The organism is Magnetococcales bacterium, assembly GCA_015228935.1.
In the GTDB taxonomy this organism is placed as follows: Bacteria; Pseudomonadota; Magnetococcia; order Magnetococcales; family DC0425bin3; genus HA3dbin3.
Map to the genome: position 1 here is coordinate 24814 of JADGCO010000039.1, position 12352 is coordinate 37165.

10 protein-coding genes are annotated in these 12352 nt (G+C 56.9%); 8 read left to right on the forward strand and 2 right to left on the reverse strand.

Annotated features, from left to right (window positions below; translation table 11 throughout):
* Positions 1 to 143: 143 nt before the first annotated feature.
* The gene (locus tag HQL65_10850) at positions 144 to 437 is read left to right on the forward strand and encodes a hypothetical protein (protein ID MBF0136730.1); all 294 of its coding nucleotides are present in this window, start codon (positions 144 to 146) and stop codon (positions 435 to 437) included.
* Positions 438 to 522: 85 nt separating this feature from the next.
* On the opposite strand, the gene HQL65_10855 is transcribed toward HQL65_10850, so the two are convergent.
* A complete protein-coding gene (locus HQL65_10855) occupies positions 523 to 1242 on the reverse strand; it encodes a glycosyltransferase family 2 protein (GenBank protein MBF0136731.1) in 720 nt (239 codons plus the stop codon).
* Between the two features lie 7 nt (positions 1243 to 1249).
* Positions 1250 to 4075, reverse strand: a complete 2826-nt coding sequence (gene glnD, locus HQL65_10860; GenBank protein MBF0136732.1) for a [protein-PII] uridylyltransferase — start codon at positions 4073 to 4075, stop codon at positions 1250 to 1252.
* 234 nt (positions 4076 to 4309) lie between these two features.
* On the opposite strand from glnD, the gene HQL65_10865 reads away from it, so the two are divergent.
* From HQL65_10865 to HQL65_10895, 7 genes are all read left to right on the forward strand, one after another.
* Positions 4310 to 5344 (forward strand): rod shape-determining protein, encoded by a 1035-nt coding sequence (locus HQL65_10865; protein MBF0136733.1) that lies wholly within the window; start codon positions 4310 to 4312, stop codon positions 5342 to 5344.
* Positions 5345 to 5365: 21 nt separating this feature from the next.
* Positions 5366 to 6232 (forward strand): rod shape-determining protein MreC, encoded by an 867-nt coding sequence (gene mreC, locus HQL65_10870; protein ID MBF0136734.1) that lies wholly within the window; start codon positions 5366 to 5368, stop codon positions 6230 to 6232.
* Positions 6229 to 6723, forward strand: a complete 495-nt coding sequence (mreD, locus tag HQL65_10875; protein MBF0136735.1) for a rod shape-determining protein MreD — start codon at positions 6229 to 6231, stop codon at positions 6721 to 6723. Before mreC ends, mreD begins: the two co-directional genes overlap by 4 nt.
* Positions 6724 to 8595, forward strand: a complete 1872-nt coding sequence (gene mrdA / locus HQL65_10880; GenBank protein ID MBF0136736.1) for a penicillin-binding protein 2 — start codon at positions 6724 to 6726, stop codon at positions 8593 to 8595. It abuts the gene before it with no gap.
* A 5-nt stretch (positions 8596 to 8600) separates the two neighbouring features.
* Positions 8601 to 9752, forward strand: coding sequence for a rod shape-determining protein RodA (gene rodA, locus HQL65_10885; protein ID MBF0136737.1), 1152 nt, complete (start codon positions 8601 to 8603; stop codon positions 9750 to 9752).
* An 82-nt stretch (positions 9753 to 9834) separates the two neighbouring features.
* Complete coding sequence (lpxD, locus tag HQL65_10890) at positions 9835 to 10779, forward strand: UDP-3-O-(3-hydroxymyristoyl)glucosamine N-acyltransferase (GenBank protein ID MBF0136738.1); 945 nt, start codon at positions 9835 to 9837, stop codon at positions 10777 to 10779.
* A 4-nt stretch (positions 10780 to 10783) separates the two neighbouring features.
* Positions 10784 to 11938: a methyltransferase domain-containing protein gene (locus HQL65_10895; GenBank protein ID MBF0136739.1), complete on the forward strand. Its 1155-nt coding sequence runs from the start codon at positions 10784 to 10786 to the stop codon at positions 11936 to 11938.
* Positions 11939 to 12352 lie beyond the last annotated feature (414 nt).

Consider the following 12352-nt stretch of genomic DNA (forward strand, 5'->3'; position numbering starts at 1 on the left):
TCGTGACCTTATCATCCCGTTGCCAGAAATTTTCCCGCCCTTTTTATCGCGTTCGCACTCTCCCTGCCTCTCAATGACATGCATGCGCCGCCTTGCCTGCTGCATGTGGCGAAGTGTCCACCTTCAGAGGGATAATCATGATCGTGTCCAGATCCGTTCCGGTCATTCTCATGGTTGCAGGAGCTATTGGGAGCCTGGCTCTCGGTGGTTGCGCCAGCAAGAAACCGGATCCTCAAATCGAAATCAACAGAAAAGCCGAGCAGGAACGCCTGACGACCGAAAAAGCCCGCCGGGCTGCCAAGGATGAGCTGCTCCGTGCCGAAGATGCCCGCCGCGTCGCCAATCAAATGTTGCAGGAAGCCGCCGAGGCCGAAGAGAAGACCCGCCAGGAAAAAGAGAAGGCCAGACGCGCAAAAAAACTCCAGTATATCAAATAGATTCTTTTCGTCGGAGAATCGGCGCGGTTCGTTGTGACGTCAAACGCAGGCAGTGACCTGGAGCCTTTTTTTTTTATTGCAATGATCAGCGTGATAAGTTGTAGCGCAAGATGCAATAGATGGCCCAGAATCCATCCCGCCAGGTGATCTTTTTGCCGTCAGCATAGGATCGTCCATGGTAGCTGATGCCCACCTCGTAGATGCGGATGGCACTGCCCAACCTGGCCACCTTGGCCGTGATTTCCGGTTCAAAACCAAAACGGTTTTCCTCAATCTGGATGGCGGCCAGGACCTCACGGCGGAACACCTTGAAACAGGTCTCCATGTCCGTCAGGTTCAGGTTGGTGAAAATGTTGGAAAGCAGGGTGAGAAAACGGTTGCCGACAGAGTGCCAGAAATAGAGAACCCGCCCGGCATCCCCACCGCGGAAACGGGAGCCGTACACCACATCAGCCACCCCGTCCAGAATCGGTTTCAACAGGCGCGGGTACTCGCACGGGTCGTACTCCAGATCGGCATCCTGTACCAGGACCAGATCCCCGGTTGCCGCCTGAAAGCCGGCCCGCAAGGCCGCTCCTTTTCCCTGGTTGACGGGTTGCACGACCAGGCGGATGGTATCTGGATGTTGCCGGGCCAGATCCTGGGCCAATTCCCGGGAGTTGTCCCGGGAGCCGTCATCAACGATAATGATTTCCCTTTGCAAGCCAAGTGTTTCGGCTGTCAGCACCCGCCCGACCAGAGAGACCAGGGTTTTGGCCTCGTTGTAGCAGGGGACGACGATGGTCAGGCTTTTGGCATTTTTCATGGCAAGCTCATGATTTTTTTTCTGGTTTTGACTCGCGACCCCACTGGTCCATGGTCTGCACCAGGCTCAGCGTGATGGTGCGAATCTTGGTTTCAGTCAATTTGAGGCCGAACATGTCTTTCAGATAGAAGACATCGACCGCCCGTTCGCCATAAGTGGAAACCTTGGCGGTGCCAATTTGGATCCCTTGTCGTTCCATCTCCCGGGTGACCGCATAGAGCAATCCGAGACGATCCAGGGCATTGATTTCCAGGACCGTGGAGGTGTCGGAAAAGTCGTTGTCCCATTCAACCGTGCTGGGGACCTCGAAATATTCGTGCTTGCGGGTGGTGACCTTGGAACCGGCCAGCAGTTGATCTGGATGGGTATGGCCCGTGAGAACTGCCCGCAAGGTTTTTTCAATCCGGGCCAGCTTTTCTTCATTGCGAATGGCTCCCCCTTTGGGCTCTTCCAGGACAAAAATATCGAATACCATGCCATCCCGGGTCAGGTTGCCATTGGCTGCCAGAATATTGGCTGATTCGGCGGCCAGGGCACCGGAAATTTCCGCAAACAGACCGGCGTGATCCTGGGTCTGGACGAGCAGGGTGGTGGTATCGGAATTCGGATTGGGCAGGAAGGCGATGGCCAACGGCTGATGCAATTGCGCCACCAGGGCCGTAAAATGATCGGCGATATCTTCCGGCTCGTTGCCGACGAAATAGTCGGAATAAAACCGGTCCAGATAATTGTTGACCGTGGCGACAGGATAGTTGGGTATGAGGATTTCCTGGACGGATTCGCGTTTTTGTCTGGCCTGTCGTGCCAGCTCGTCGGCGGGATAGAGACCCTTGTTGAGAAACTCCAGGACCAGATTGTACAGGCGAAGCAGGAGGTTGGCCTTCCATTGATTCCAGACTCCGGGTCCCACGGCCCGAATGTCGGCAATGGTGAGCAACAGCAGCAGGTCCAGGTTGGTCTGATTGCCGACCATGCGGGAAAATTGGACGATTGTCTGGGGATCGTTGATATCGCGTCGGAAGGCCGTGCGGGAAAAGATCAGATGGTTTTCCACCAGCCAGGCCACCTGTCTGGTTTCCCACTCCGGCAGGCCCAGACGGGAACACACGTCCAGGGCAATGATGGCGCCGGCTTTTTCATGCTGGCCACCCCGCCCCTTGGCAATGTCATGGAACAAAACCCCGAGATGCAAGACCACCGGATGGCGAATCTTGCGCATGATCTGGGTGAAATGGGGCAGATCCTCTTCCTTGCCGGACTTGATATGGCGCAGGTTTTCCACGGCCCGGATGGTATGTTCATCCACGGTGAAAATGTGGAAAAGGTCGTGTTGCGACTGGCCGATGATGCGCCCGAACTCGGGAAGATACCGTCCCAGGATCCGACACAGGTTCATCATGCGCAACACCCAGGCAACGGACATGCGGCCACTCAGCATGTTCAAAAAAATCAGATTGATTTCCGGATTGCGGCGGAATTCCCGATCCACCAGCCCCAGATTGCGGGTGACGAGCCGGATCGTGTCGGGATGAATGCCTTTCACGTAGCGCTGCGCCACTTCGAACAGGCGCATCAACCGCACCGGATTTTCCTGGAAGGCCTCGGCATGGGTCACCGCCACCTTGTCGCCCATCAGGATGAACACATCTTCAAGCAGTTCCTGTTCGTCTTCGTCGGATTGCAGTTGTTCTTCCTGGTATTTCTGCAAAAGGACACAGGTGAGATTGCCCACCTGCTTGGCGACCTGATAATACCGGCGCATGAATTGCTCGACCCCGCGCATGTGGGGCCGGTCCCGGTAACCAAAAGCGGCAGCGATTTCCAACTGTTGCTGGAACGTCAGACGGTCATCACGGCGTCCTGCCCCGTAGTGCAGGGCATTGCGCACCCGCAACAAAAATTCCCGGCAGCGCTGGAAAGTCAGACACTCCTCCTCGGTGATGATGCCCTTTTCCACCAGATCCATGATGCGCTTGACGCGATACCGGTACTCCGAAATCCAGAGAAACGTGTGAATATCCCGCAAGCCGCCAGGATTTTCCTTGATGTTCGGCTCCAGGTAGAACATGGAGTTGCCAAACCGTTCATGGCGTTGGCGTTGTTCGACGAGCTTGTCGCGCTGGAATCCCTCCACATCTTCCAGGAGCGTCTTGTCCAGCAGGATGGTGCGATAGCGGCGGAACAGCCGCTTGTTGCCTGCCAGAAAGCGTGACTCCAGGAGCGAGGTCCGGATTTCAGTTTCCTTGCTGGCCTGGTCGATGCAATCCTGGATGTTGCGTACCGCATGGCCGACCTCCAGGCGGAGATCCCACAAAAAGTAGAGCATCCACTCCACCTGCACGCCGAACTGGGCCTGCGTTCCATCCGGGAGGAGGAACAACAGGTCAATGTCGGAGTAGGGGGCGAGTTCTCCCCGTCCATAACCGCCGGTGGCGATCAGACAAAATTGCACGGGGGGCCTGACCTGGCGACGCCGTTCCTTGATGCGGTGCATCAATCTTTGCAATAAAGGCTGTGGCTGATCCGGGGCATTTTTGGCTGTGGTGCCGGAAATGGATGATTCGTTGCCGGTGCGTATCAGTAAATAAAGGCGGCGCAACAGGATGTCCATCAAATAGGCATGGCCGCGGACGATGTACTGACCTGTGGCCCCCTCCAGGTGACTTTGACGCAATCGCTCCCGGCCCTGTTGCAAATGCTGACGGAATACCTCCAGCAGGGCACTCCGACTGGCGTCAAGGGCGGCACGCGCTCCGGCCTGATCGAGAATGGCGGAAATCTGCCGATCCAGTTCTTCCAGGTCAACGATGGTTCTCTTGCGAAATTTCGACACACGATCTCCTTGGAGAAGACAAGGAAATTTCCTTGTTGGCAGTAGGGGTTCGCCACCTTGCTGGGGTTATGTCACCATGGTAACGTATCCGGCGTCAAAGAAGATTTCCATGCTGGACCGAAACTTTGTTGCATAATGGGAATCCTTTTTGCATGAGCCGGAGGGGCATAGCTGTTCAAGGGGCATGAGAATAACCTTTTCCGGGCATACCTGTTCTAACGCAAGGGATTTGGCATGTTCAGCAAGCTGATGGGCATTTTTTCCATGGACATGGCGATTGATCTGGGCACGGCCAATACCTTGGTCTATGTGCGCGGCAAGGGGATCGTCCTGTCGGAGCCATCGGTGGTGGCCATCCACGAAAGCTCACGCGGGGTTCGCAAGGTGCTTGCCGTGGGTACCGAAGCCAAGCGCATGCTGGGGCGCACACCGGGCAACATTGTGGCCATCCGGCCCATGCGGGATGGCGTCATCGCCGATTTTACCGTGACCGAGGCCATGCTGAAACATTTTATCAGCAAGGTTCACAAACGGCGTCACTTCAATTCGCCCCGTATCATCATTTGTGTTCCTTACGGAGCCACGCCTGTGGAACGCCGGGCCATTCGCGAGTCTGCCGACAGCGCCGGGGCACGGGAAGTGTTTTTGATCGAGGAACCGATGGCAGCAGCCATTGGTGCCGGTCTGCCGGTGACCGATGCGAGCGGTTCCATGGTGGTGGATGTGGGTGGCGGGACCACCGAGGTGGCCATCATTTCCCTGGGTGGCATCGTCTACTCCCGCTCCATTCGGGTGGGCGGCGACAAGATGGATGAGGCCATCGTGGCCCATGTCCGGCGGAAATATTCCCTCCTCATCGGAGAGAGTACCGCCGAAACCATCAAAATCAAGATTGGCTCCGCCTTTCCCCTGCCTGACCGCCTGGAGGTGGAGGTCAAGGGCCGTGACCTGGTCAATGGCGTCCCCAAACACCAGATCATCTCCGATCCGGAGGTTCTCGAATCCCTGGCCGAACCGATCAATGCCATCGTCGAAGGGGTGCGCATCGCCCTGGAACGGACACCGCCGGAACTGGCTGCCGATATCGTGGATCGAGGCATTGTCCTGACAGGGGGGGGTGCCCTCCTGCGGGGTCTCGACAAACTCCTGGCCGAAGAGACCGGCCTGCCGGTCATCATTGCGGAAGATCCCCTCTCCTGTGTGGTGATGGGTTCCGGTCGGGCATTGGAAGAGCTGGACGCCATGTCCGATCTCCTCATGGATCGCTAGCCGACATCGGGAGCCCAATACTTGGACTCCTTGTTCAATCTGCTCAGAGAGCATCGCCATACCATCGCCGCCACGATCTTCATGCTGGTGGCGATCTTTTTGATGTTGTCCGTCCGCACCGGGACCGTCGCCTATCATGCCATCCAGGAAATGGTCCTGGATCTGGTGGGACCGGTGCAACAACTCGTGCATGTCTCCCTGGAAACCTACGAAACTTCCAAAAGAACATTGGATTCCTGGGTTCTTGTCCACGAAGAAAACGAACGCCTGAAAAAAGAGCTGGAGCAGCGCAAGGTCACTCTGGTACAAAAAGAGGAACTTGTGCTGGAAAATCGCCGTCTCCGGAACCTGCTGAACATGCGGCTGGATCCGATCTACATGACGGTTTCGGCCCGGGTTGTGGGCATCTCCTCGTCGGTCTTTGCCCGTTCCCTGATCCTGAACGCCGGCAGGATGGATGGCGTGCGCATCAATACCCCCGTCATCTCCACGGAAGGGTTGGTGGGCAAGATTGTCGAGATTGGTCAATACCATTCGGTGGCCTTGACCCTGCTGGATCTCAACTCCCGAACCCCGGTGCGCATTCAACGCAACCGTATTCCCGGCATTGCCACCGGTGCCAACGATCACGTCATCAGTATGGAATTTGTCGCCAAGGATGCCGATATTCAAATCCAGGACCTGGTCATCACCTCGGGTATCGGGGGCATATTTCCCAGGGGTCTGGTCGTGGGGCGGGTCGTGGCTTTTACACCTCCGGATGTGGGTTTGTTCCAGAAAGTCACCCTGGCCCCGGCAGTTGATTTTGATCGGATCGAGGAGGTATCGCTGCTTCTCGTTCCCGATAACGATCCTCGGCACAAGATTCAGTTGAGGTCCAATCCTTGATCAGGTCGCTTGTCGCTCCCTGGATGCCGGCCACCACGCTTTTGCTGGCGATCACCATACAGGAAATGGCACTTCCCTGGCCGGGGTGGCACCTGTTTCGTCCCAATCTGGTACTCATTTGTTTGTTTTATTGGCGATTGTACCGTCCGGATCGGTGTGGTCCCGGGCTGGCGTTTCTCAGTGGATTGGCCGTAGACTCCCTGACGACCCTGCCCCTGGGAATTTCGGCCATCACGCATATTCTGCTCATTCTGGCGGTGGGACATTTTGGCAACCGTTTGCGGGCTTTGGATTTTCTTTTCCTGATCCTGGTTCTGGGCCTTCTGTGCCTGTTGGAGCAGCTTGTGCAGATGGGGATGATTTCCATGTTTCGGTATCCTGGAACCCAGTGGTATCTGCCGGGATACCGGGCCATTGCTACTTCCCTGATGGCTGCCCCGTTGGTCTCTGCCCTGATCTGGGTTCACCGCCAGTGGCTGGAGAGTGCCTGAATGCTGGAAGACGATCACGAACTGTTCAGGGTGGATGCCCGACGCCGTCTTCTCCTCATTGGTGGCCTGGGGGGGGTATTGTTTTCGGTTTTGGGGATTCGGCTCTTTCATTTGCAGTTGCTCAAAGGGGGGGAGTATCGCGACCTGGCGGAAAACAATCGCATCAGCCTGCAACCGGTTCCAGCCCCACGTGGCCACATTTTTGATCGTAACGGCTCGATTTTGGTGGAAAACCGGCCTGACTATCGGCTGGCGGTCATCCCGGAACTTTCGGGCGGCCTGCCGAAAACCCTGGAAAGATTGCGTGCCTACATCGAAATCACCGACAAGGACATCGAGGGAATCCTCAAACAGGCCCGCAAGCAGCGCTCTTTTCTGCCGGTCAAAATCCGTTCCCACCTGACCTGGCGGGAGGTCAGCCGCATCGAGGTGCGCAGCCACCTGTTTCCGGGTGCCATCATTCAAATACAGTCCCGGCGGCACTATCCCTTTGGCAGCCTGGGGGCGCATGTGCTTGGCTATCTGGGCGAGATCACCGAAACAGATAAACGGGATTTCACCGATACCACATTTTTGGGTATGGAAGATGCCCATCTGGTCAAACGGGATCTCAATGACGTTCGTTTCCGTTCCGGGGATCTGGTGGGCAAGACCGGGGTGGAGCGCCGTTTTGAAACCGTTCTCCGTGGTCAGGAGGGGGTACGCAAGATGGAAGTCAATGCCCTGGGACGCCAGGTGCGGGAACTGGGACATTCGTCCCCCATGCCGGGGGATGATCTTTATCTGACTCTGGACATTGATTTGCAGAGAGACACGGAAGCGGCCCTGGGTGAAAAACTGGGTGCCGTGGTGGTCATGGATCCCCGTACCGGTGAAATATTGGCCATGGTCAGTCGGCCGGCCTACGATCCGAACGCCTTCATCCGGGGTTTCGGTCCGGGACAGTGGCGCTCCCTGATCACCAATCCGGGTCGCCCGTTGACCAACAAGGCCATTCAGGGCCAGTATCCTCCGGGTTCCACCTTCAAGATGGTCGTTGCCCTGGCCGGTCTGGCCGAAGGCAAGATCGGAGCCAATGACCGGGTGGTCTGCAATGGTCACATCGAACGGGAAAAAGTGCGCTTTCATTGCTGGAAAAAGAGTGGTCACGGTTCCGTGGATCTGGTCCAGGCCATCGCCCAATCCTGCGATGTCTATTTTTATCGCCTGGCGGACAAGATCGGCATCGATGCCCTGGAGCGTTATGCCCGAAAATTCGGCTTCGGTGAACTTTCCGGTATTCGTCTGGTGGGTGAACGTCCGGGATTGATGCCATCACGGGAGTGGAAACGGGCCAGGCAGCGTGCCCCGTGGTATCCGGGAGAGACCCTGATCACGGCCATCGGTCAGGGTTATGTCATGGCGACGCCCGTGCAGTTGGCCAGCATGGTGGCCACCATTGCCAATGGCGGCATCCTGTATCAGCCGGCCATGGTGCGTCCGGGCAACAAGTCAACCGCCGTGGTGCGGCGACGGATTCGCATCGATCCCCAGCATCTGGCCCTGGTCAAACATGGCATGGAAGAGGTTCTCAATGGTTCGCGTGGCACGGCCCGCCAGGCCGCACCCAAGGGCGTGCGTGCTGCCGGCAAAACCGGAACTTCCCAGGTCGTGCGCCAAAAGCGGGAAGAGAGCGGCAAGGCCATTCCCTCGAGTGATCCACGGTTCCAGGATCACGCCCTTTTTGTCTGTTATGCCCCGGTGGAGTCTCCCGAACTGGCCATTGCCGTGATCATTGAACATGGTGGTCATGGCAGCTCAGCCGCAGCACCGGTGGCACGGGATATTCTTGAGCGCCATTTTGCCCGGAAAAATGCCGGTCTGGAGACTTGAGATTCATGGCCCGCGCCGATGACAATAAAAATTTTCTCTCTTCCGAAGATGCCGTCGCCTTGCGTCTGCGCGAACGTCTGGCCCGCTTTCCCTGGGGATTGCTGCTGTTATTGACTCTGGCGGCCTGTATTGGTTTGACAGTGCTTTTTTCCGCCGTGGGTCGGCGCAATATTGGCATGCTGTTCAGTCAAACCGTGCGTTTCGGCTTTTCCCTGGTGCTGATGGTGATTCTGGCCCTGGCCAATGAAAAGGTCTACCGTCGTTATGCCTACCTGATTTATGGCCTGATCCTTTTAATGTTGGTGGCGGTGGCCATCATGGGGGATGTCGGCATGGGGGCACGAAGGTGGTTGGAGATCGGTTTTGTGCGTCTGCAACCTTCGGAACTCATGAAAGCAGCCATTGTTCTGGCCCTGGCGCGCTATTTTCACGACCAGTCCGCCTCCCCTTTGCGGCTGCGGGATGTCCTGATTCCCTTGTGTCTCATCCTGGCTCCTCTGGCTTTGATCGTTCATCAACCCGACCTGGGGACGGCGGTCATTGTGGCGGTCATCAGCGGTGCGGTCATCTTTGTGGCAGGTCTTTCCTGGCATGCCATCCTGGCCACCGTCATCATTGTGCCGGCGTCGTTTCCCCTGCTTTGGAATTTTCTCCATGACTACCAGAAACGCCGCATTTTTACCCTGTTTTTCCCGGAAGACGATCCCCTGGGGGCCGGATATCACATCATCCAATCCAAGATTGCCGTGGGTTCCGGAGGTTTGACCGGCAAGGGGTTCATGGGTGGCAGTCAGAGTCATCTGGACTTTCTTCCCGAGCGGCACACCGATTTTATTTTTTCGGTTTTGGCGGAAGAGTGGGGGTTCCTGGGGGCTGTCATTCTGATCGTCATCTATGGCCTGATCACCTTGCGGGGAATCACCATCGCGGTCATGGCTCGGGACCGGTTCGGCCTGCTCCTGGCCTCGGGATTGCTTTCCCTTTTTCTGTTTCAGGTCATCATCAATATTGGCATGGTCATTGGCTTGTTGCCTGTGGTGGGCATTCCGCTGCCGCTGGTCAGTTATGGAGGCAGCTCCATGATCACCGTCATGCTGGCCATGGGTCTTTTGGCACATGTAAGCATTCACTCCAAACAACACGGTCGCGCTGTTTAGGGAGTTTCCGTGATGAAATTGTCTGACATTGTCCGCCTGCCTGCCAACCGACACGGTCGCGCCGTTTCAGGGAGTTCCCGTGATGAAATTGTCTGACATTGCCCGTCTGCTTGATTTGCAACACTTCGGACCGGATGTGACCATCACCGGTGTTGCGCCCATTGAGTCCGCCGGACCCGGCGATCTGACCTATGTTGCCAAAAAAAATTATCTGGCTCAAACCTCGGCGGCAACAGCCCTTCTGTTGCCGCCGGATCTGGCCGAGGCCACTGACAAGCCAAGGATGGTGACGCCGCATCCGGCCATGGATCTGGGCCGGGCCGGTCGCCTGTTTGCCCTTCCGGAACTGACCGTGACGGGAGTTCACCCGAGCGCCGTCATCGATCCGTCGGCAACGTTGGGGGAGGGGGTCAGCGTGGGTCCGCGGGCCGTCATTGGTTCCCAGGTTGCCATTGGTCCGCAAAGCGTCATCCATGCCGGGGTGGTCATCCATGAACGGTGTGTCATCGGTGCCCGCTGTGTCATTCACAGCAACGCTGTGGTGGGATCCAATGGCTTCGGCTTCGAGTATATTGCCGGTCGCTATGAACGGATCCCCCATTTTGGCACTGTCCTGATCGAAGATGATGTGGAAATCGGTGCCTCCACCACCATCGATCGTGCCCGGTTTGGCGTCACCCGGATCGGCTCCGGTACCCGCATCGACAATCTGGTCCAGATTGCCCATAATGTTCAGATCGGCCACAATGTCATGATCATTTCCCAGGTGGGAATTGCCGGTTCCTGTCAGATAGGCGATGGGGCGGTGCTGGCCGGGCAGGCCGGACTCGTGCCTCATGTCACCATTGGTGCAGGTGCCCGGGTCGGGGCAAGTACCGGTGTGGCCACGGATGTTCCCCCCGGGGTGGCATGGTCCGGCTGGTGGGGCAAGGAACATCGACGCAACATGGTGGAAGTCAACTGCATGCGTCAGTTGCCCGAGTTTATGAAACTGGTCAGAAGCTTCATGAAAAAATCGGAGGGTTGAACCCATGACCATGGAGCCTCACGTTCGTCAGCGGTATTCCCAGGGGGCACAGGAGGTCGTCCCGGCCTTGTGCTGTCCGGTAGAGTATGACGCCAATCTTTTGGCACTTCTGCCCCGGGAAATCATTGAGCGGGACTATGGCTGTGGGGATCCATCCCGGTATGTGCAATCCGGCGACACGGTCCTGGATCTGGGTTCCGGCACCGGCAAGATTTGTTATCTGGCGGCCCAGCTTGTGGGTCCGACGGGGCGGGTTATTGGCATTGACATGAATGACGACATGCTCGCCCTGGCACGCAAGTACCAGCCGGAAATGGCCCGTAAGCTGGGAGGGGATCGGGTCTCTTTCCACAAGGGCCGCATCCAGGATCTGGCCCTGGATCTGGAGGCCTTGGGTGTCTGGTTGGCAGCACATCCAGTCACCGATCTGACTTCCCTGGACGCCTTTGAACAAAAGCAGCATGAAATGCGTCGTGACTCTCCCATGATACCGGATGCCTCGGTGGACCTCGTCGTCTCAAACTGCGTCCTCAATCTGGTGGATGATGCCCAAAAAACCAGCTTGATCCAGGAAATCTACCGGGTTCTCAAACCGGGTGGGCGGGCTGCCATTTCCGACATTGTGGCCGATGCTCCGGTTCCGCAATCCCTGAAGCAGATTCCAGAGCTTTGGAGCGGTTGCATTTCCGGAGCTTTCGAAGAGTATGAGTTTGTCAAAACTTTCCGGGATGCGGGTTTCACCGGCATGGCTTTTGACAAGTGGGACGGCAAACCCTGGCAGATTGTGGGCGGCATCGAATTTCGTTCCGTGACCTTGACGGCTGTCAAACAACCCGTTGCCCGGCAACAAACCGAGGGTGGCCATGCCGTTCTCTATCGGGGTCCCTTTGCCAGCATCGAGGATGATCTGGGCAACCGTTTTCCGGTCGGGGAGCGGATGGCTGTTTCGCGCGAGGTATACGAGCGCCTGGGTACCCCCCCTTTTGAGAAACATTTTGTGCGTTTTGCCCCATTGCGGGCGCAGCTTCCCACGCCCTATCTTGTACCGCCCGGTACCCTCCGCCCGGCAGCGGTCACCCGAGGCAACCCGGCCCGGGTCGAAGAGATCGAGGTGGCGTCGGCCTGTGGGCCGACAGGCAAGGGAGGTCGGTGCTGTTGAGATGACATGGAATGACGTGAATACAGGGAAATGCCGTTTTTTTCCGGTAATCCGGTCCCTGTCTTTTGGGTTCCATGGATGCGGATCGCATGCGTGAAAACTTTTTTGCGGTTGCGCCGGATCCGGGAATCGATTATGATACAGGCATTATGGCTGACTCTGGATGTTTTTCAACCATCGCCATCTGGGCATGATACCCGTTATGTCTACAATTCCACTTGATGAATCCCTGGCCGGCATTCGCATTGGTGTGGCGATTTTCCATAAGCATTATCTAAAAGAAATAGCTGATGCGATTCGTCGCAGGGGGTGGACGGGTGTTTTCCGCCTCATACCTCGTGAACTCCAGAGTACAGAATTTTGGGGATCAGAACATGCTCCGGAGATTATGGTTATTGATCCCGTTTTTATTGC